At 72.0% G+C, this 19,583-nt stretch carries 15 protein-coding genes; 2 read left to right on the top strand and 13 right to left on the bottom strand.

Features of this window, described 5'->3' with window-relative positions:
* Nucleotides 1-69 precede the first annotated feature (69 nt).
* A complete protein-coding gene (locus DEJ28_RS00320) occupies nt 70-912 on the top strand; it encodes an NAD(P)H-binding protein (RefSeq protein ID WP_111116618.1) in 843 nt (280 codons plus the stop codon).
* On the opposite strand, the gene DEJ28_RS00315 is transcribed toward DEJ28_RS00320, so the two are convergent.
* The 8 genes from DEJ28_RS00315 to DEJ28_RS00280 form a co-directional block, all read right to left on the bottom strand.
* A complete protein-coding gene (locus DEJ28_RS00315; protein WP_220034648.1) occupies nt 905-1,651 on the bottom strand; it encodes a triose-phosphate isomerase family protein in 747 nt (248 codons plus the stop codon). The two genes, DEJ28_RS00320 and DEJ28_RS00315, sit on opposite strands and share 8 nt — an antisense overlap.
* A complete protein-coding gene (locus DEJ28_RS00310; protein WP_111116617.1) occupies nt 1,648-3,354 on the bottom strand; it encodes a dihydroxyacetone kinase family protein in 1,707 nt (568 codons plus the stop codon). The genes DEJ28_RS00315 and DEJ28_RS00310 overlap by 4 nt, the downstream gene beginning before the upstream one ends.
* Nucleotides 3,351-4,742, bottom strand: a complete 1,392-nt coding sequence (locus DEJ28_RS00305; protein ID WP_111116616.1) for an MFS transporter — start codon at nt 4,740-4,742, stop codon at nt 3,351-3,353. Before DEJ28_RS00305 ends, DEJ28_RS00310 begins: the two co-directional genes overlap by 4 nt.
* Before the next feature lie 162 nt (nt 4,743-4,904).
* The gene (locus DEJ28_RS00300; RefSeq protein ID WP_111116615.1) at nt 4,905-5,666 is read right to left on the bottom strand and encodes an SDR family NAD(P)-dependent oxidoreductase; all 762 of its coding nucleotides are present in this window, start codon (nt 5,664-5,666) and stop codon (nt 4,905-4,907) included.
* A 25-nt stretch (nt 5,667-5,691) separates the two neighbouring features.
* Nucleotides 5,692-6,645, bottom strand: coding sequence for a 3-hydroxyacyl-CoA dehydrogenase family protein (locus DEJ28_RS00295; RefSeq protein ID WP_111116614.1), 954 nt, complete (start codon nt 6,643-6,645; stop codon nt 5,692-5,694).
* Entirely contained in the window at nt 6,642-7,652 is a 1,011-nt protein-coding gene (locus DEJ28_RS00290; protein WP_111116613.1) for a sugar phosphate isomerase/epimerase family protein, read from the bottom strand. Before DEJ28_RS00290 ends, DEJ28_RS00295 begins: the two co-directional genes overlap by 4 nt.
* A gap of 101 nt (nt 7,653-7,753) precedes the next feature.
* Nucleotides 7,754-8,470 carry a GntR family transcriptional regulator gene (locus DEJ28_RS00285; RefSeq protein ID WP_111116612.1) on the bottom strand — a complete coding sequence of 239 codons (717 nt, stop codon included), beginning with the start codon at nt 8,468-8,470 and terminating at the stop codon, nt 7,754-7,756.
* Nucleotides 8,471-8,611: 141 nt separating this feature from the next.
* Nucleotides 8,612-9,577: a matrixin family metalloprotease gene (locus DEJ28_RS00280; protein ID WP_146248891.1), complete on the bottom strand. Its 966-nt coding sequence runs from the start codon at nt 9,575-9,577 to the stop codon at nt 8,612-8,614.
* A gap of 164 nt (nt 9,578-9,741) precedes the next feature.
* Here DEJ28_RS00280 and DEJ28_RS00275 point away from each other — a divergent pair, with 164 nt between their 5' ends.
* The gene (locus DEJ28_RS00275) at nt 9,742-10,848 is read left to right on the top strand and encodes an NAD(P)/FAD-dependent oxidoreductase (protein WP_111116610.1); all 1,107 of its coding nucleotides are present in this window, start codon (nt 9,742-9,744) and stop codon (nt 10,846-10,848) included.
* Here the strand turns inward: DEJ28_RS00275 and DEJ28_RS00270 are convergent.
* From DEJ28_RS00270 to DEJ28_RS00250, 5 genes are all read right to left on the bottom strand, one after another.
* The gene (locus DEJ28_RS00270) at nt 10,845-11,837 is read right to left on the bottom strand and encodes an IS481 family transposase (protein WP_284180745.1); all 993 of its coding nucleotides are present in this window, start codon (nt 11,835-11,837) and stop codon (nt 10,845-10,847) included. The two genes, DEJ28_RS00275 and DEJ28_RS00270, sit on opposite strands and share 4 nt — an antisense overlap.
* 121 nt (nt 11,838-11,958) lie before the next feature.
* On the bottom strand, nt 11,959-12,873 hold the full coding sequence (locus DEJ28_RS00265; protein WP_220034589.1) for a GNAT family N-acetyltransferase: 915 nt from the start codon (nt 12,871-12,873) through the stop codon (nt 11,959-11,961).
* Between the two features lie 301 nt (nt 12,874-13,174).
* Nucleotides 13,175-15,142, bottom strand: coding sequence for a S9 family peptidase (locus tag DEJ28_RS00260; protein WP_258367935.1), 1,968 nt, complete (start codon nt 15,140-15,142; stop codon nt 13,175-13,177).
* On the bottom strand, nt 15,115-16,911 hold the full coding sequence (locus tag DEJ28_RS00255; RefSeq protein ID WP_111114587.1) for an N-acetylglutaminylglutamine amidotransferase: 1,797 nt from the start codon (nt 16,909-16,911) through the stop codon (nt 15,115-15,117). The genes DEJ28_RS00260 and DEJ28_RS00255 overlap by 28 nt, the downstream gene beginning before the upstream one ends.
* Nucleotides 16,911-19,502: a carboxylate--amine ligase/circularly permuted type 2 ATP-grasp protein gene (locus DEJ28_RS00250; RefSeq protein ID WP_111114586.1), complete on the bottom strand. Its 2,592-nt coding sequence runs from the start codon at nt 19,500-19,502 to the stop codon at nt 16,911-16,913. The genes DEJ28_RS00255 and DEJ28_RS00250 overlap by 1 nt, the downstream gene beginning before the upstream one ends.
* Nucleotides 19,503-19,583 lie beyond the last annotated feature (81 nt).

Genomic DNA, 19,583 nt, shown 5'->3' with positions numbered 1-19,583 from the left:
TAACAACGAACTGCTACCAGTGTGTTACCGTCGGAATCACCGCAGTGTTACCAACGATACGGAGCAGACATGATCATCATCACCGGAGCCACCGGCGCGCTGAACGGCGCCACCGCCGACCACCTCCTCGAGCACCTCGCGCCGGAGGAGCTCGCCGTCGTCACGCGCGATCCGTCGAAGGCCGAGCGCTTCGCCGCCCGCGGCGTCGACGTCCGTCGCGGCGACTACGCCGAACCGGACACCCTGCCGGCGGCGTTCGCGTGGGCCGATCAGCTCCTCCTCGTGTCGTCGAACGAACCCATGGCCGACGCCGTCGCCCTGCACCGCTCGGCCATCGCGGCCGCGGTGACGGCGGGCGTCGGCCGGGTGCTCTACACGAGCCACCAGGGCGCGGCGCACGGCTCCCCGTCCGGGCCAGCCGACGACCACGCGGCGACCGAGGACCTGCTCCGCGCATCCGGGCTGCCGTGGACGAGCCTGCGCAACGGGTTCTACGCACACAGCACCGGATGGCTGATGGGACCGTGGCAGGAGACCGGGGTCGTCTCGGTGCCCGTCGACGGCCCGGTGTCCTGGACCGCGCGGGAGGACGCGGCCGAGGCCGCCGCCCGCATCCTGCTCGCGGACGAGCCGTACGACGGCCCCGTCACGCTCACCGCTCCGGCGGCGCCGACCTTCGCCGACCTCGCTCGGTACGCCTCCGACGCCGCGGGTCGGACGATCCGCCACGAGGTGCTCGGTGCGGACGAGTGGCTCGCGCAGGCGGTCGCCGGCGGACAGGACCCGCACATGGCCGGCTTCCTGCTCGGCATGTACCGGGCTGCGGCGCAGGGACTCTTCGCCGGCACCGACCCGCTGCTCGGCGAACTCCTCGGTCGCGAGCCGCGCCCGGTGCAGGACCAGATCAGCTGAGTGCCACGACCTCGTCGAGGATCGTCTCGACGGCGGCGGGGTCGTGGGCGAAGCGTCCGAGGAACAGCCCGCCGATCCGTCCCTGCCCCCGTGTGAGCAGCCCCGGACCGGCGCTGCCCCCGTAGACCACGGTGCTGCCGTGCAGCTCCGGTCGGGCGCGCAGGTGCTGCTCGATGCCCGCCAGGACCGTCACGATGTGCTCGTCGGGTGCCGGCGCGGGCGCACCGATCGCCCAGACGGGCTCGTAGGCCACGATGACCGGCCCGGCCGACGCTGCCGGGACGGCCCGGTCGAGCTGCGCCGTCACCTCCGCGACCGCCTCCGCACCGGAGGCACGGCGCACCTCGCCGACGCAGACCAGCGGCCGCAGGTGGTTGCGGAAGGCGGCGCGGACCTTCGCCGCGACCACCTCGTCCGTCTCGTGGAACAGGGAGCGACGCTCGGCGTGACCGATCTCGACGAGGTCGACCCCGATCTCCCGGAGCTCGGCCCCCGAGACCTCGCCCGTGTACGCCCCCTCGTCGGCCCATGCCAGGTCCTGCGCGCCGAGCAGCACCGGGGCGTCGCCGAGGACCTGCCGCACCGGCACGAGCGCCGGGAACGTCGGCACCACGAACAGCTCGGCGGCACCCGACCGGACCGCGGGGTGCCGCCGAGCGATGTCCCCGACCGCCGCCGCCCACGACAGGGAGCGGGCGTGCGAGAAGTACATCTTCAGCGACACCCCGACCGTGATCACGGTGCGACCGCCTCCACGATGAGCGCGAACGACACCGCTCCCGGGTCGACCGTGCCGACGGCCTGCTCGGCGTGGGTGCGCGCGCGGCCCTTCTTCGGCATGAGCGCCGCCGTGGCGTCCGCGGCCTCCCGTGCCGCGGTGACCGCGGCCGCCCAGGCCTCGGCGAGCGGTGCGCCCTCGTCGATGCGTGTGCGGAGCACCTCGTCGAACGGGACGAGCGCATCGACCATCGTCTTGTCACCGACCGTCGCGCCGAAGGCGAGGACCGCCTCGGTGGCCGCACCGACGGCCGCTGCGACGGTGGCCGCCGTCGGACGCGAGTCGTCCCCGAGGACGCGACCCAGTGCCTCCAGGGCCGCTCCCCAGATCGCCCCGGACGTGCCACCGGCCTTGTCGGACCAGGCATCCCCGGCGGTCCGCAGGACGGAACCCGCCCCGGCACCGCGACCGACCGCGTCCGCTGCTGCGACGTCGGCCGCGTGCGCGCCGCGCTGCATCCCGATGCCGTGGTCGCCGTCACCGGCGACGGCGTCGATGCGGCCGAGCTCGTCGGCGTGTTCGTCGATGACGACTCGGACGGCGGCGAAGCCGGCGACGACCTGCTCGGCCGCGGCACGGGAGTCGTCGCTCGCCGGACCGATCGTCTCGGCCGCGTCGTCCGCCGCCACGACGGACGGGTCGACCCGCGCCTCGGCGACCGCACCGCCCTTGCGGTACGCGGGTGTGTCGGCGGGGGCGGCCCACAGCTCCTCGAGCTCGTCGTCGAGCCAGAACAGCGTCAGCGAGACCCCGGCCATGTCGAAGCTCGTGACGAGCTCCCCGACCTCGGGTTCGACGATGACGACGCCCGCGTCGGCGAGCAACCGCTGCACGGACCGGTAGACGACGAAGAGTTCCTCGTACTTCACGCTGCCGAGGCCGTTGAGGATCGGGACCACCTTCTGGCCCTGCGCCTGCACGCCGTCCGGCAGCTCGTCGAGCAGTCGCTCGACGAGGAGCGACGCCAGCCCGTCGGCGCTCGGCACGTCGGTCTCGTCGATGCCCCGCTCGCCGTGGATGCCCATCCCGATCGCCATGCGGCCCTCGGGCACCTCGAAGAGCGGCTCGTCGGCACCGGGCAGGGAGCAGCCGGAGAACGCGACGCCGAAGGACCGGGTGCGGTCGTTCGCACGTTCGGCGACGGCGGTGACGGCATCGAGGTCGTCGCCGCGTTCGGCGGCGGCGCCGGCCACCTTGAAGACGCAGAGGTCCCCCGCGATGCCGCGCCGCTCGGACGCACGGTCGGCCGGGGCGCTGACCACGTCGTCCGTGACGCGCACCGTGCGGACCGGGATGCCGTCCGCCTCGAGCGTCCGGGCCGCCGCGTCGAAGTTGAGGACGTCACCGGCGTAGTTGCCGTAGCTGAGCAGGACGCCCGCACCGTGCTCGGACGCCCGCGCGACGCCGGCGACCTGCTGGGCACTCGGACTCGCGAAGAGGTTGCCCATCGCCGCACCGGCCGCCAGCCCGTGACCGACCAGCCCGCCGAACGCCGGGTAGTGGCCGGAGCCGCCGCCGATGACGACCGCGACGGTCCCGTCCGGACTCGTGGTGGCGCGGGCGACCCCGCCGTGCACCTTCCGCACCCATCGCTCGTTGGCGGCGACGAAGCCGTCGGTGGCCTCGTCCGCGAAGTCCGCGGGGTCGTTGAACAGTCGGGTCATCGGCCCGTCTCCTTCCGGTCGGCGGTGGCGACGTGCGAGGTGTCGAGCAGTTCGTCCGCACGCGCCCCGCGGAAGAACTTCGTACAGAAGATCATCACCGCGGCCACGAACGCCAGGACTCCGAGCGACACGATGCCGAACGCTCCGCTGTCCGTCGGGACGACCTCGTTGATCGCGGTGCGCATGATCGGGGCGACGAACCCGCCGAGGTTGCCGAGCGAGTTGATGAGACCGATGCCCGCCGCCGCCGCAGCGCCCGTGAGGAACGCCGTCGGGTAGGCCCAGGTGATCGGTCCCACCGCCAGGAAGCTCGCGACCGCCAGGGTGATGAAGAGGATGCCGAGGATCGGTTGCCCGTTCGCGCCGGCCCACGCCGACCCGAGGATCGACAGCCCGGTGGTGATGTAGAACCAGGTGCCCCAACGACGACGGCGACCGACGGTGTCCGCCCGCGAACCGACGAGGTAGCAGGCGACGAGCCCGACGAGCCACGGGATCGCGGTGACCAGGCCGACCTGCCAGCCGACGTCCTGCCCGAGGAGCGAGGACACCTGCTGCGGCAGGTAGAACGTCGTGCCGTACACGGCGACCTGCAGGCAGAAGTAGATGATCGTGAAGTACCAGACGCGGCCGCTCGCCATCGCCTTCCAGATGCCCTTCGGGCCGTCCTCGCTGCGGGCGGTGTCCTCGCGGGCCATCGCCGCGGTGAGCGACGCCTTCTCCCCCGGCTCCAGCCACTTCGCCTTGTCCGGGCTGTTCGTCAGGAACACCAGCGCCGCGATGCCGGCGAGCACCGCGAGGATGCCCTCACCGGCGAACATCACCTGCCAGCCGTGGAACGGGGTCGCCTGGTCGCCCACGCTGATGAGCCCGCCGGAGAGCGGTGCGCCGATCATCTGCGAGAACGGCTGCGCCAGGTAGAAGATCGCGAACATCCGCACGCGGACCTTGTTCGGGAACCACTCGGACAGGTACATGATCACGCCGGGGAACAGGCCCGCCTCGGTCACACCGAGGATGAAGCGCAGCACGATGAACATGGTGTCGTTCGTCGTGAAGGCGAACAGGGCGGCGACGATGCCCCACGTGATCGCGATGCGGGCGAGCCAGAAGCGCGCACCGAACCGCTTGAGGAGCAGGTTCGACGGGATCTCGAAGATGGCGTAGCCGATGAAGAAGATGCCGGCGCCGAGCGCGAAGGCCGCGTCGGAGATGCCGCGGTCGACGCGGAGGGCCTCTTCCGCGAACCCGACGTTGGTGCGGTCGAGGAACGCGACGAAGTACAGGATGACGAGCATCGGCATGAGGTGCTTGGTCGCCTTGCCGATGGCGGACTTCAAGCCCGGATCGTTGGTCGATCCGAGCGCGGGGGCAGGGGGTAGTGACACGGGGTTCGCTCCTTTGCGAGCACGGTGCGGTTCACGGTTGTCCGGGTGTCCGGCGGTCGGCCTGTCGGCCTGTCGACCCGTCGGGCTGTCGACCCGTCGGGCTGTCGGACTGGAGGCACGGATCGCGTCGCGCGGACGGCGCACGATCCGGGGTGGTCGGCCCTAGTGCATGTAGAGGCCACCGTCGACGTTGAGCGTCTGGCCCGTGACGAAGCCGGCGTCCTCGCCGATGAGGTACGCGATCGCCGCGGCGATGTCGCGCGGCGTCCCGATCCGGGGCAGGACCCCGTCGGCGGCCATCTCGACCTTCCGCTCCTCGGACAGGGTGCCGCCCATGATGTCGGTGTCGATCGGCCCGGGAGCGATCGCGTTCACGGTCACTCCCTTCGGCCCGAGCTCGCGGGCGAGGCCGCGGGTCAGTCCGATCACGCCGGCCTTCGCCACGGTGTACGGCGTCTTGCTGAAGGTGCCGCCGCCACGCTGGGCGGAGACCGACGACAGGTTGACGATGCGCCCGTAGCCGTTGTGCACCATCGACTCCGCCGCCCGCAGGCTCGCGAAGTGCACGCCGTCGAGGTTGATCGACAGCACGCGGTGCCACTCCCCCTCGGGCAGGTCGAGGTAGGCGTGCGCCGACGAGACACCCGCCAGGTTCACGAGGGCAGCGACGGTCGGCAGCTGCGCCTCGATCGTGTCGAAGGCCGCGCGGACCGCGGCCTCGTCGGCGACGTTCGCGCCGGCGCCGACCGCCTGCACGCCGTGCTGCTCGCGGATCTCGGCGGCGACGGCCTCGCTCGCGGTCTGGTCGAGGTCGATGATGCCGACGTTCCAACCGGCCTCGGCGAGGTGGTGGGCGGTGGCCCGGCCGATCCCACGGGGCGAGGCCGCGCCGGTGAGGACGACGGTGCGTTCCTGGTTGCTCATGTTCGACTCCCTCGTCGTGGTCGGGTCAGTGGATCGGCGCCGGGCCGAGCTCGTCGAGGAGCTTCTGCATCGCGACGTAGGCCTTGTTCCGGTAGGCGACGAGTTCCGGCGTGCGGTCGGCGGGCACCTCGAGGTACCCGGCGCCTGACTTCGTGCCGAGCTCGCCCGCGTCGACGTGCTGCTGCAGCGACGCCGGGGTCGCGAAGCGCTCGGGCCAGCGGGTCTGCAGCGACTCGAAGCAGAACGCGTAGACGTCGAGGCCGGCCATGTCGGCGATCGCGAACGGCCCGAAGAACGGCAGGCGGAACCCGAACGTGGTGCGCACGATGGTGTCGATGTCGTCGGGGCTCGCGATGCCCTCGTCGGCGATCTTCGTGGCCTCCTCGAACAGCGCGTACTGCAGGCGGTTCAGGACGAACCCCGTCGAGTCCTTCACCCGCGCCGACTGCTTGCCGGTCGCGGCGACGACGATCTCGCCGACCTCGATCGCGTGCTCGTTGGTGGTCGGGTGCGGGATGAGCTCGACGCCGGGGATGAACGGTGCCGGGTTCGAGAAGTGCACGCCGAGGAACCGCTCCGGGCCCACGACCGCCTCGGCCAGCGACTCGATCAGGATCGTCGAGGTGTTCGAGCCGATCACCGCGTCGGGGCGGGCGGCCTCGCTGATGCGGCGGAGGGTCGCGTGCTTGATCTCGAGCTTCTCGGGGACGGCCTCCTCGATGAAGTCGGCCTCGGCGACCGCTGCCTCGATCGACTCCGCGGCGGTGAGGTGTGCGCGGACCCGCTCGACCGCGTCCTCGGGGAAGAGGCCGTCGGCGACGAACTGCGCGGTCTCCCCGAGCAGCCGCTCGAGGTTCTGCTGGGCGATCTCGGCCGAGACGTCGGCGATGCGGACGGTGTGGCCGGCGAGGGCGAGGACCTGGGCGATCCCGCCGCCCATGTAGCCGGACCCGACGACGGCGATGTCGAGGGTGCTCATCGGACTGCTCCTTCTGTGGTGGTGTCTGCCGTCGCGTCGAGCTTCGTCGTCGCGAGGACCGACCGGATGTACTGCTGGTTGGTGGCGCAGACGCCGAGGCTGTCCCCGCCGTACTGCTCCGTCATGAAGATGCCGCGGAACCCGTCGGCGACGGCGTCGCGGAGGACCTGGCGGTAGTTGATGAGCCCGGTCTCCATGGTGCTCGGCACGCTCGTCGCCCAGCTCCCGTCGCCCGCTTCGTCACGCGTGTAGTTCTTCACGTGCAGGTAGTTCGTGTACGGCATGGTCTTCGCGAACAGCTCCTTCCAGTCCTCCACCGGACGGTGCAGGCGGATGAGGTTCGCGACGTCGGCGTTCAGGCCGACGTTGTCGAGACCGATCTCCTCGACGAGCCGCACGGCGCTGTCCGCGGTGCCGAGGTAGGTGTCCTCGTACAGCTCGAGGGCCATCGGCAGGCCGACCGAGGCGGCGTGCTCACCGAGCTCGCGCAGCCGCGATACGGCGGCGTTCCAGACCTCGGGGTCGTCCGGGTCCTTCGGGCCCTGGGCGGTCCAGAACCACAGGGCACGTTGCTGGTCCTCGTTGAACGGCTGGTGCAGACCGGTGGAGAAGACCTGCATGCCCCACTCGGCCGCGGCGTCGATCGTGCGGTGGGCGTACGCGAGGTTGTCCTCCTCGTGCCCGGGCTGGATGACGCTCTTCCGCTGCAGGTGCACCGACGGGATGCCGACGCCGTGGTCCTTCGCGATGGCGAACAGCTCGTCACGGCGGGACCGCTCGAGGTCGGCGGGGCGGATGTGGCTGTCGGCGAGTTCGGCGAGCGAGAACCCGACCGCCTCGACCTGCGCGAAGACCTCGTCCCAGACCTCGGGGTCGGCGTCGTGGAGGGCGACGCCGTCCCGCGTCACCGGCGGGAACCCGTGCAGGCAGGTGGCGATCGGCCACGTGTCCGACGTCCAGCTGGCGGGGTTCCAGTCTTGGTCGACCCAGTCCTGTGGTTTGCTCACGGAATGCTCCCTTGCATGTCGCGGTTCGACGGTGAACCTCTTTCCTATAGGAAAGATACTCGCACGATGCTCGAGCGCAACCCAGGCGCGTGATCTGGTGTCTACCCGGTGTGCGTCGCGTCCGCCCGTGAGCGCACCCGCACCGCGTCGATGTGGTGCCGCATCGCCGCGACCGCTTCCGCCGGCCCCGTGCCCAGCGCGTCGAGCACGGCGCGGTGCTCGTGCACGGCACGGTCGGTGTCGTCCCCGCCGCCCTCGATGATCTGCCGCATCCGGTGGACCCGGGTGGTGATGATCTCGGACATCTCCTCGAGGAAGGGGTTCCGCGTCGCGTCGAAGATGAGCTGGTGGAACTGCCAGTCGCTCCGGAAGAACCGGGCCATCAGCTCCTCGGACGCGTCCTCGACCCCGACGGCCGAGACCTCCTCGGCGATCGACGACTGCTCGGTCAGCGCTGCCCGGAGTCGCTCGCGCAGCGCGTCGACGTCACCCCGGGCCGCGAGCTCGACGGCGCCGCTCTCCACGATGAGCCGCGCGTCGAACAGTGCTTCGAGCTGGTCGCCGGCGAGCGGCGGGGACACCCGGTAGCCCTTGTTCGCCTCACGCGTGACGAGTCCGGTCCGTTCGAGCTGCACGAGCGCTTCGCGCACTGGAGTCGGTGAGACCCCGAGCGTGCGGGCGAGTCCGTCGATCGACAGGCGCATGCCCGGTTCGACGTCGTGTCCCATGAGGACCTCGAGCACCCGGTCGTACACACGGTCCCGCAGCCCGAGCTGCGTGATGCGCTCCGTCCCGAAGCCCGGCATGGTCGTCGACATGTGTCGATCCTAGAGAATCCACGATGCGACGCCCCTCGCTCCGCCGGCCGGGTGAGCGGTCCCGTGGGACGGGTGGCGTGCGGTGGGCGGTCACCTCCTCACCAACGCCCACCGCGCGCACCGCACCGCGAGCCCGCCGCGTCAGTAGACCGCGTCGATGCCCACCACGTCGCCGAGCCCGAGCGTGCGCTGCCCCGTCTCGCAGGTCGTCGACGCCGGCTTCATGACGAGGCCGCTGTTCTGCGCGGTGTGCCCCAGCCCGAACGCGTGCCCCCACTCGTGCGTGGCGACACCGCGCAGGTCGAAGCGGGCTCCCGAGCAGGTCGTGGCGGTGTTCCACTGCTGTCCTGTCGTGTACCGCTGGTCGATCTCGACCGCTGCACCCGACCGCGACCAGACGCACGTGACGGCGAGGGTGCCGGACGGCAGCGAGCCCCAGCCGACGACGCTCGCGCCGCTCGACTTGCCGCACCCACCGGCCGAGGTGACGCCGATCGCCTGCGTGGTGTTGCCCGCGAGGCGCTCACCCGCGGTCGTGGTGACCTTCTTGCCGCAGGAGGCGATGGCACCCGTCCACGCGTCCGCTCCCGCGCGGATGGACGAGGCGCCGGACACCTTCTGGCCGGCTGGGTTGTAGCTCCAGGTGACCGGTGCGGACCACCGGAAGCCCAGCCGCGAGTACGTCTTGTTCGTGCAGCTCGAGGGCTTCGCGGCCGTCGTCGTGGTCGCGGCCTGCGGCGTGACCGCCAGGCGCCCGCGGACGGCGTTCCGCTCCTGTCGCACGGCTGCGGCGGCACCCTTCCAGACGTCGTCGACGCGCACCGCGAGGCCGGTGCGGCCCGTGTTCGTGATCGACACGTCGCCGTGGTCAGCGGCTCCGGCCGCGGCCACCGGCATCGCGGACACCGTGGTGCCGGGCGCGGGGACGGCGAAGCGGCGGCCGTCGGACAGCACGACGGTGCCGGAGGACACGGCGCAGCCGGTCGCGAGGTCGGCGACGCTGATCCGGTCCCCGCGGCACGACGGTGCGGCTTCCGCCGACGTCCCCCCGGTCGAGGTGAGGACCGCGACCAGCGCGATCCCGAGTGCGACCGCCCCTGCGGTCACGGACGACGTCCGCACGATGATGACTCCCCTGACGAAGACGGCCGTCCGGACGGTGATCCGGACGGTGGTCGAGCACCGAGCCCCCTCGGCTCGGCGCAACACAGTGTGCGGAGCGCTCCGCACGAGGGTCAACCCCCAGGACGGGGATGCCCGACAATCATGGGATGGAGTCACGTTCCGCCGTCGTCATCGGGTCGGGCATCGCCGGCGCCGCCACCTTCTTCGCCCTGGCTCGCCGAGGAGTGGACGTCGTGCTGGTGGACGACGGGGCCACGGGCCAGGCGACCGCGGCGAGCGCCGGCATCCTGCAGCCGTGGTCGTCGGCGATCGACGGACCCTTCGCGGACCTGTACGTACGCGGTGCAGCGTTCTGGCCGGAGGTCCTGGCACGGCTCGCCGAGGTCGGTGTCACCCGCACCGACCACCGTCGGAGCGGGGCGCTCGTGGTGAACGCGGACCCGGCCGAGGTCGACGCTGCCGAGGCGCGGGTGGAGCGCCGGCGCGCGGCCGAGCCGGACGTCGTCGGTCGGGTCGAACGCGTCGGCGGTGCCCGTGCCCGCGAGCTGTTCCCGCCGCTCGCGGAGGGGCTCGACGCCCTCTGGATCGAGGGCGGCGGACGTGTCGACGGTCGCACGGTGCGGGATGCGCTGCTCGACGCCGGGGAACGGCTCGGCGGCGGACGTCGTCGGGGCCACGCCACCCTGCAGGACGACGGCCGGGTGCGGGTGGACGGGGACGTGCTCGAGGCCGACGCCGTCGTCCTCGCGGGGGGCGCGTGGACGAACGGCCTGCTCGGCGCGCTCGGGCTGCGGATCCCGGTCGCGCCGCAGCGTGGGCAGATCACGCACCTCACGCTCCCCGGCGTCGACACCACCCACTGGCCGTCGGTGCACCCGCTGTCCCACCACTACCTCGTGGCGTTCGACGGTTCCCGCGTCGCCGTCGGGGCCACCCGTGAGACCGGCAGCGGCTTCGACGCCCGGGTCACGGCGGCCGGGCAACTGCAGGTCCTGCGGGATGCCCTGTCGATCGCGCCGGGCCTCGCCGACGCCACGGTCCTGGAGACCCGCGTCGGTCTCCGTCCGCTCGCCGACGACGCCATGCCGATCGTCGGCGCGGTTCCCGGGCACGAGGGGCTCTTCGTCGCGACCGGCTACGGCGCGGCCGGACTCACGATGGGTCCGCTCCTCGGCGACGCGCTCGCACGGAGGATCCTCGGCGATGCGGCACCCGAACTCGACGCCCTGCAGCCGACGCCAGTGCGGGTCTAGGTGTACTGCCCAGGGACGTTGGTCAATCGTGTGATGGGTGACCGGTTCCCGATGGCGGTGTGGGGCCGGTGGTGATTGTAGTGATGCAGCCATCCCGGGAGCGCGTTCCTGCGTGCAGCTTCGGTCGGGTAGTGGCGTGAGAATGCCCATCCGTCGGCGAGTGTGCGGTGGAATCGCTCGATCTTGCCGTTCGTTTGTGGCCGGTATGGGCGGGTCTTTTTCGGAGTGATCCCGAGCTCGGTGCAAGCATCACGCCAGGCGTGGGATTTGTAAGCCGACCCGTTGTCGGAGAGAACGCGTTCGACTCGGACGCCGCGAGCTGCGAACCACGACACCGCGCGGCGGAGCACCCCGATCGCGGTGACCGCTTTCTCGTCTTCGTGGATCTCGGCGTAGGCGACGCGGGAGTGGTCGTCGATGACGGTGTGCACGAACGCAGTTCCGACGAGGACTCCGCGGTACTTGCTGCGGCCTGTCCCTGGAGTCGCTGCTCGGTTCTTCCCGCCCTGGGCTCGGCCGACGAAGCGCCATCCGCCGCCGTCAGGGATGTTGCCGAGCTTCTTCACGTCGACGTGGATCATCGAGCCGGGATACTCGTGCTCGTATCGGCGCACCTGCTCCCCGGTCCGGACGTCGATGTGGTGCAGCCGGTTGACCCGGCACCGTGTCAGCACGGCATGCACCGTGGACGCCGGCATGCCCAGGCGTCCGCCGATAGCGACAGGCCCCAGCCGTTTGCGCCAGCGGAGTCCGACGATCTGTTTCACGAGCGCTTGTTGGGTGCGGTTCGGCGATCGGTGTGGTCGAGAGGACCGGTCCTGCATGCCGGCCTCGCCCATTGCCGCGTACCGATCGGCCCACCGCTTCGCCGTCGGCCAGGACACGTGGAAGAACACGGCTGCGTGTCGGATGGGCCAGCCATCCTCGACGATGAGGCGCGCGAGCCGGAGACGCGCGCGCGGTGTCAGCGCAGCGTTAGCGTGGGACATGAGGACCTCCTGCGGAGAGTGCGTGAACTAAGCAGCTCCACTCCACCGCAGGAGGTCCTTCTCACGCTGCTATGACAACCGCGAGTCCCCGCAGATCAACCAACGTCCCTGGGCAGTACATCTAGGGCACCTGCACGAACCGCGGCGCCCCGCGCTCCCGCAACCGGAACCCGAGGTGCTGGTACAGCCCGATCGCACCGGTGTTGCCCGCGGCGGCGTGCATGAGGGGCACCTCCCCGCGCTGCCGGATGCCGTACGCGACGTCGAGCACGAGTCGTCGTCCGAGCCCCTGTCCGCGGAACGCCTCGTCCGTGCACACGGCGCTGATCTCGGTCCACCCCGGCGGGTGCAGCCGCTCCCCGGCCATCGCGATGAGGCGCCCCTCGCGCCGGATGCCGACGTACCGGCCGAGCTCGATCGTGCGCGGCAGGAACGGCCCCGGCTTCGTGCGGGTGACGAGTTCGGTCATCTCGGGGACGTCGTCCGGCGTGAGCTCGACGGCTTCGGCGTCGGGCGCGCCCTCGATGGCCTCGCCGGTGAGCTGCACGCCGCCGGAGCCCTCGACCGCGTGCCACCCGGTCGGGACCACCGCGGACGCGCCGACGCCGAAGACCGCGCCGGAGCCGATGAGTGCCCGGACGTCCTCCCAGTCCTCTGCGGTCGGCCGCTCCGGGATCCCGGTCCACACCGACACGTCGGTCAGGTAGCGCGCGATCTCCCCGCGGCGCTCGGCGAACCGGGCGTGCTCCCCGTTGAGGGAGGCGAGCGCGGGGTTGTCGAGCAGGCGGGTCGGCGTGCCGTCGTCGGCGATCGTCAGGTCGAGCGTGCGGAGGGCCTCGCCGCGGGTGTCGCCGCCGCGGAACCCGAGGTCCTCCAGCCGTCGCCGTTCACCGTCGGCCCAGCCGGCGGTGTCGGCCACGACGGCCGAGGCGTACCGGTTGCGTGCCCGGTCGACGACGTCCTGCACGTCCGAGACCGCGGTGAGTGCGACCTCTCCGGGTCGGGTCAGATCGGTCGGGCGCGCACTCGTGGTCATGCGTTCATCCTCCGTCCGCCGGCACCGCCGCGACGAATCGTTGCACCGCGTGACGTGCAGGCGCCCGGCACGGTGCGAGGGGCCCCTGCGCCGGAACCTCGCACGGTGCGAGGGGGGCCCGATTCCGTGCGAGGTTCCCGACGTCGTGCGAGCCGCCACACCCCGCACCGAGTCTGCAACCTCGCACCAATCCGAACGACCACGCCGCACGCCCGTGGACCTCGCACGGTGCGAGGAGGCGACGCCGCACGCCGTGGACCTCGCACGGTGCGAGGAGCCCACGCCACACGCGGCCGCACCCTCACGCCAAGCGCGACGCCACGAACTCCACCATCCGCCGCACCAGCGCCGCCCGGGACGACGCCCGCCGGTACTCGTGCCCCTCCCCCGCCAGCTCGAGGTACTCGACGTCGTGGGACCGTGCCCGCAGCGCCGCCACGACCTGGTGCGCCTCACCGATCGGCACGTTCGTGTCGAGCTCCCCGTGCACGACGAGCAGCGGCGCCGTGACGTCGTCGATCGCCCGCATCGGGGACAGGGCGTCGAGCAGTGCGGCGTCGTCGACCGGGTGTCCGTACTTCGTCGCGGCGGCCGAGGCGATCCACGGCTCGGTGTCGCGGTAGAACGTCGCGAAGTCGCTCATCCCGCACACGGCGACGCCGGCGGCGAAGACGTCGGGGGTGAAGGCGAGGGACGCGAGGGTCGCGTACCCGCCGTAGGACCGACCCTCGACGGCGACCCGGGAGCGGTCCGCGTACCCGTTCGACACCAGGAACCGTGCGCAGTCCACGACGTCGGCGAGCGCGTTCCACCGGAGTCCGAGGTCGTCTGCGTGCACGAAGTCACGCCCGTACCCGGAGGACCCGCGGATGTTCGGTGCGAACACCGTGGTGCCCGCGGCGGCGAGCGCCTGGTGCTGCGGCGAGAACGTCGGTCGTTCCTGCGACTCCGGTCCGCCGTGCAGGTGGACGAGCGCGCTCCGCGGGCCGGGAGGAACGGATCGCCCGCCGTCGTCGGCCTCCGGAACCGACGCGGTCGGCTCCACGGCACGGTAGAGCCACCCGGTGAGCTCCAGCCCGTCGCGCGCCGCGAAGCGCTCGAGCGTCGGTTCGACGAGCGGCACGTCCGGCAGCGCGGGCACGTCGGTGACCCGGCTCCAGGTGAGCGCGTTGGTGTCGAGCCGCCAGAGCTCGCGCGGACGGGTGGGTCCCTCGACGGCGAGGATGACGCTCCGCCCGTCGCGGCTGAGGACCGGGTCCGTGACGACGTACCCGGGCAGGTCCGGCACCGCGGTGCGCGAGGCGTCGTGCGTGTTGATGAGGTCGAGCTCGCTGCGACCGTCGACGTTCCAGCCGAGCAGCAGGGTCCGGCCGGCGTCGTCGGCGTCGAGGTACTCCAGCTCGGCGTCGTCCCGCTCGATGATGCGGCGGGGCTTCCCGCGCCACCCGTGCGGTCCGAGCGGCTGTGCGACGAGCTGCCGTCGGGGCAGTCCGGCCTCGGTCGCGACGTAGGCGACGAGCGGGCTGGTCTCGCTCGCGGGCGAGGGACGGAGGAACGCGATCTCCGCCGAACCGTCCGGCGGGTCGGTGAGGAGCGCCTGGCTCTCGTCGGTCAGACGGTCGACGACCACGACGAACTCGTGTCCGCGCTGCCCGTCCCGCAGCACGACGAGACGCTCCTCGACGGACACGTCGAGGATGTGGATGAGCTCCCCGACGGCCAGGTCGTCACGGTCGCCGGACACCGGGTCCACCAGGTAGGACCGCGCCGGCTGCTCGGGCTCGGTCGAGGGCAGCGTGATCACGACGCGGTGTCCGCTGCGGCTCCACGGCCCGAGCTCGGCGTGCTGGTACCGCGAGCCGGCGATCTGCGCGGCGTCGCTGCCGTCGGGTCGGACCACCCAGACCTGCTGCTTCACGCCGCCGTCCGTGGCGATGGCGACGGCGAGCCACTCGCCGTCCGACGACCACGTGACGCGGATGACGGGGTCGTCGGACAACCGGACACGGACCGGCTCGGGGACGGCTCCGTCGACGACGACGTCCTGCACGAACACCTCGGGGGTGCCGTGCCGGTCGCTGACGAACGCCACCCGTCGGGCGTTCCGGGTCATGGTCGGACCCCACGATCCCCAGGCCGCGGCGAGGCGCTCGCCCAGGCCGGCCGCCTGCTCGACGTGGGCCGACGACGCGACGGGTGTCGCGCCTCCAGGCCGTACCGTGCCCACCGGACGGGCGCTGTTCACCGCACCCCCTGCTGCTGCAGCCACATCTCGATGATGCCGAGCTGCCAGAGCGCGTTGGCACCGATCTCGGTCCGCGTGCTGTTCGGGTCCTGGAGCATCCGCTCCACCGTGGCCGGGTCGAAGAGCCCGCGTTCCCGTGCCTCCGGGGCGTGCAGCGCGGCCCGGACGCGCTCCAGGTACGGTCCTTCGAGCTGTCGGATGGCGGGCACCGGGAACGACCCCTTGCTGCGGTCGATGACGCTGTCGGGCACGATGCCGCGGGACGCGCGTTTCATGACGCCCTTGCCGCCGTCCGCGAGCTTCAGCTCGGGCGGGATCGACCCGGCGAGCTCCACGAACTCGTGGTCGAGGAACGGGACGCGCGCCTCGAGCCCCCAGGCCATCGTCATGTTGTCGACCCGCTTCACGGGGTCGTCGACGAGCATGATCGTGGTGTCGCTCCGGAGCGCCGCGTCCACGCTGGTCGCCGCGCCGGGTCGGGCGAACTCCGCGTCGACGAACGCCGAGGGGGTGTCGTCGTCGCTCCGCCACCGTTCCCCGAGGATCCCCTGCAGGGCCGGCCACCGGCGGTCCATGAACACCGACCGGTAGGCCTCGGCGGCGGCGTCGCGCGGGACCCCGGCGAGGGGCGGGTACCAGTCGTACCCGGCGAGGACCTCGTCGGCACCCTGACCGGACTGCACCACCTTGACGTGCTGCGAGACCTCCTGCGAGAGCAGGTAGAACGCGACGCAGTCGTGGCTCACCATCGGCTCGCTCATCGCCGCGACGGCACCGTCGATGCCGTCGAGCAGTCGCGACGACGGGATGTGGATGCGGTGGTGGTCCGTGCCGAAGTGCCGGGCGACCTCGTCGGAGTACTCGAACTCGTCGCCCGACTCGCCCCCGGCCGCGTCGAACCCGATGCTGAACGTGCCGAGGTGCTGCTGCCCGGCCTCAGCGAGCAGACCGACCACGAGCGACGAGTCGATGCCGCCGGAGAGCAGCACGCCGACCGGCACGTCGGCGACCATGCGGCGCTCGACCGCTGTCCGGAGCGACCCGATGAAGGCGTCCTGCCAGTCCTGGTCGCTCCACCCGGAGCGGGCCGGGTCGCGTTCGAAGCGGGCCTCCCAGTAGACGGTGTCCCGCGAGGTGCCGTCCGGTTCGATGACCCGCACCGTCGCGGGCGGCAGCTTCCGCACGCCCGTCAGGATCGTGCGGGGCGCGGGGACGATCGAGTGGAAGGTCATGTACGACGCGAAGGCAACCGGGTCGATCGACGTGTCGACGCTGCCACCCGAGCCGTTCCCCGCCAGGATCGCCGGGAGCGAGCTCGCGAAGCGGACGCCGCCGGGCACGTCCGCCACGTACAGCGGCTTGATGCCGAGCCGGTCCCGCGCGAGCACGAGCCGGCCGCTGGCGTGCTCCCAGATCGCGATCGCGAACATCCCGATGAGGTGCTCGACGAACGCCGTGCCCCACTCGGCGTAGGCGGCGACGATGACCTCGGTGTCCGACGACGAGAAGAACTCGTGGCCCTTCCCGCGCAGCTCGTCGCGGAGGTGTTCGTAGTTGTAGACCATGCCGTTGTAGGCGATGGTCAACCCGGCGCGCGGCACCACCATCGGCTGGGCGCCCGCCGTGGACAGGTCCACGATCGACAGTCGACGGTGCCCGAGCGCGACGGGGCCGCGTGCCCAGAGCCCGTCGCCGTCGGGGCCGCGGTGCACCAGGCACCCGGTCATCCGGGCGACGGCGCCCACGTCCGGCTGCGTGCCGTCGAACCGGATCTCGCCCGCGAGTCCACACATCAGCGTTCCCCTGTCGTTCCGATGATCCAGGTGTCCTTGGCGCCGCCGCCCCGCGAGGAGTTGACGACCATGCTGCCCTCGGGTGCCACACGGGTGAGCGCGACGTCGGCGAGGTGGGTGTCGTCCGGTCCGGTGCCCGTGACGTAGACGAAGGCACGGAGGTCGACGTGCCGCGGATCGAGTCCTGCGGGTCCGATGGTCGGGTGCGAGGAGAGCTGGACGACCTCTTGTCCGACCCAGCCGGTGGGGTTCGCGGCGATCTGCCGTCGGCGTTCGGCGACCTCGGGTGCGCTGGCGCTCGGTCCGATGAGGACGTCCCGGCCACCCTCGCCGTCGACCGGCTTCGTGACGAGCTCGCCGACGCGGTCGAGCACCGACAGGCGTTCGCCCTCGATGCTGGTGCGGTACGTGGGGACCGACTCGAGCAGCGGCTTCTCGTCGAGGTAGTACCAGATGAGGTCGGGCACGGTCACGTACATCGCCTTGTCGTCGACGAGCGCGTTGCCCGGTGCGTTCGCGAGGTACACGGTGCCGGCCTCGGCGGCGTCGAGGATGCGGGCGCCGAGGTGCGCGCCTTGGTCGTGCGCGCCTTGGTCGTCCGCGGTGCGGTCGGCGGTGCGGTCGCTCGTGAGTGCGCTGACGTCGCGGTCCACCCGCAGGTAGAGCGCGTCCAGCACGTCGCCGGTCGCCGCCTCGACGACACGTCCGTCACGCACGTCCAGGTCCGACTCGGTCAGGAGGCGCATCCCGGCCCCGTCGGCCAGCCGTCGGTGTTCGTACCAGGCGCCGGCGGCGGGGCCGTCCGAGACGAGCGCCAGGACCGGGTCCGGGTTGCCGGTGACGGCGGTCGCGTTGGTCCGGAGGGTGTCGCGGAGGCGGTCCAGGACCGCGTGCGGGTCGCGGAGGAGCGCCGGTCGCGGGGCGTCCGGCACGATCTCGTCCATCATCTCGCGGAGCGCGAGGCCGTACGCGACGCCCGACGGGGAGCGGACGTTGTCCTCGAGCACCCGCCAGCCACCGAACTCGTTGCGGACCAGGTCGAAGCCCATCACCGGCGCACGGACCGCGGTCGCGGGCAGGCGGGAGGCGTCCGGGTCCCAGCCGTTCGCGCCGACGAAGTCGACCTCGTCCATCGCGCCGTCGGCGACGATCCGGCGGGGGCCGTAGGCGTCGCGGAGGAAGAGTTCGATCGCGCGGGCCCGCTGGCCGAGACCCGCCTCGAGCTGCGCCCACTCGTACGCGCTCACCGTGCGCGGGACCAGGTCGCAGCCGAACACCTGCACACCACCGTCGACCACGAAGCCGACCTCGTGCTCGTGCGTCCAGACGTCGCGGACCGCGCAGCGTTCGATGATCGTCTCGGCGTCCCAGCCGCGGAAGAAGGTCGCGAGTTCGCGGAAGGCCGGTCGGGGACGCGCCCCGGGGCCGACGGCCTCGTCGCCTGCACGGACGCGGTACGCGGGGATGGCCAGGATCGGGTGCTCGTCGCGGCCGGACGGCGTGCCCGCGGTGTCCTCGACGACCTGGGCGACGACGTCGTCCAGGTCCCCGCGTTCGGCGTAGGCCGTGCGCTGCCGGTCGGTCGAGTTGCCGCGGGCGAGGGTGTCCTCGAGCAGGTCGTTGACCGTGCCCCAGTCTCCGAGTTCCTCGAGTTCGGGGCGGAGTCGCGACACCAGCTGCCGGACGGCGATCTCGGCCGGCAGTCGTTCGGGGTGCTGCCCGAGTCCGAGCAGTTCGCCGCTCAGGCCGCTCCGCGCCGCCTGCCACATCGCGGCACGGTGCAGTGGTTCGCTGCGCGGGTGCCACTCGGTGCCGGCCTCGACGGCGACCTCGGCCTTCCGCACCGCCGCGCGGAACAGCCCGGCGATGAGGACGGCGTCGTCGACCACCGGGGTGGCGTCGCAGACGCGGAGTTCGAGCGTGGGCGCGTGCGAGGACGGCCGGACGTCGAAGTACGCCATCTTCTTGTCGGCGATGACGCCGGAGGCGATGAGGTCGTCGAGCACCCGGTCGTACTCGGCGGCGCTCTGGACCCGGCCGAAGCTGCCGGCGGACGGCCAGCGCTGCCAGATGATGCTCCGGAACGAGGCGTACCCGGTGTCCTGCCCGTTCCAGAACGGACTCGACGCGCTGAGCGCCAGGAGCACCGGCAGCACCGGCGCCACCCGCTGGGCGATCTGCACCGCCAGGTCGCGGTCGCTCACCCCGACGTGCACCTGCAACCCGCAGATGAGCTGCTCGTCGACGAGCATCCGGTACTGCTCCTGCATCCGCCCGTAACGGCCGCCGGAGGTCAGCTCGAAGTCGGCGTACTCCGACCGCGGCGCGGTGCCGGCCGCCGCGATCGTGACGCCCGCCGGTGCGATCGCCGCGCTCAGTTCGCTGCGGAGGTCCACGATCACGCGGCGGAGGTCGTCGAGGGTCCGGACCACCGGGGTGTTCGTCTCGATGGTCGTGCGCTGGAGTTCCGCGCCGAACCGGTGGGCGGGCAGTCGGGGGAGAAGGCGCGGGGCCTTCGCGGAAAGTCGTCCGGACTCGAGGTCGATGAGGTGCAGTTCTTCCTCGGCGCCGAGCGTCAGCTCTGCACTCATGTGTGGAACCTATCGCCGGTACCCGTGGGTGCGCCCGGTCCGACGCCGATCGTCGCACGCTCGAAACATTGCCCCGCGGGG

The sequence above is a fragment of the Curtobacterium sp. MCPF17_002 genome (genome assembly GCF_003234115.2).
Classification (GTDB): Bacteria; Actinomycetota; Actinomycetes; order Actinomycetales; family Microbacteriaceae; genus Curtobacterium.
The sequence above is the reverse complement of the archived record's forward strand: the minus strand, read 5'-3'. Positions and strand labels throughout refer to the sequence as shown.

What these genes read in the sequence shown, in the direction of transcription:
- DEJ28_RS00320 (WP_111116618.1), top strand. Translation starts at nt 70, where the DNA reads ATGATCATCATCACCGGAGCCACCGGCGCGCTGAACGGCGCCACCGCC.
- DEJ28_RS00310 (WP_111116617.1), bottom strand. Translation starts at nt 3,354, where the DNA reads ATGACCCGACTGTTCAACGACCCCGCGGACTTCGCGGACGAGGCCACC.
- DEJ28_RS00300 (WP_111116615.1), bottom strand. Translation starts at nt 5,666, where the DNA reads ATGAGCAACCAGGAACGCACCGTCGTCCTCACCGGCGCGGCCTCGCCC.
- DEJ28_RS00295 (WP_111116614.1), bottom strand. Translation starts at nt 6,645, where the DNA reads ATGAGCACCCTCGACATCGCCGTCGTCGGGTCCGGCTACATGGGCGGC.
- DEJ28_RS00285 (WP_111116612.1), bottom strand. Translation starts at nt 8,470, where the DNA reads ATGTCGACGACCATGCCGGGCTTCGGGACGGAGCGCATCACGCAGCTC.
- DEJ28_RS00275 (WP_111116610.1), top strand. Translation starts at nt 9,742, where the DNA reads ATGGAGTCACGTTCCGCCGTCGTCATCGGGTCGGGCATCGCCGGCGCC.
- DEJ28_RS00270 (WP_284180745.1), bottom strand. Translation starts at nt 11,837, where the DNA reads ATGTCCCACGCTAACGCTGCGCTGACACCGCGCGCGCGTCTCCGGCTC.
- DEJ28_RS00265 (WP_220034589.1), bottom strand. Translation starts at nt 12,873, where the DNA reads ATGACCACGAGTGCGCGCCCGACCGATCTGACCCGACCCGGAGAGGTC.
- DEJ28_RS00255 (WP_111114587.1), bottom strand. Translation starts at nt 16,911, where the DNA reads ATGTGTGGACTCGCGGGCGAGATCCGGTTCGACGGCACGCAGCCGGAC.
- DEJ28_RS00250 (WP_111114586.1), bottom strand. Translation starts at nt 19,502, where the DNA reads ATGAGTGCAGAGCTGACGCTCGGCGCCGAGGAAGAACTGCACCTCATC.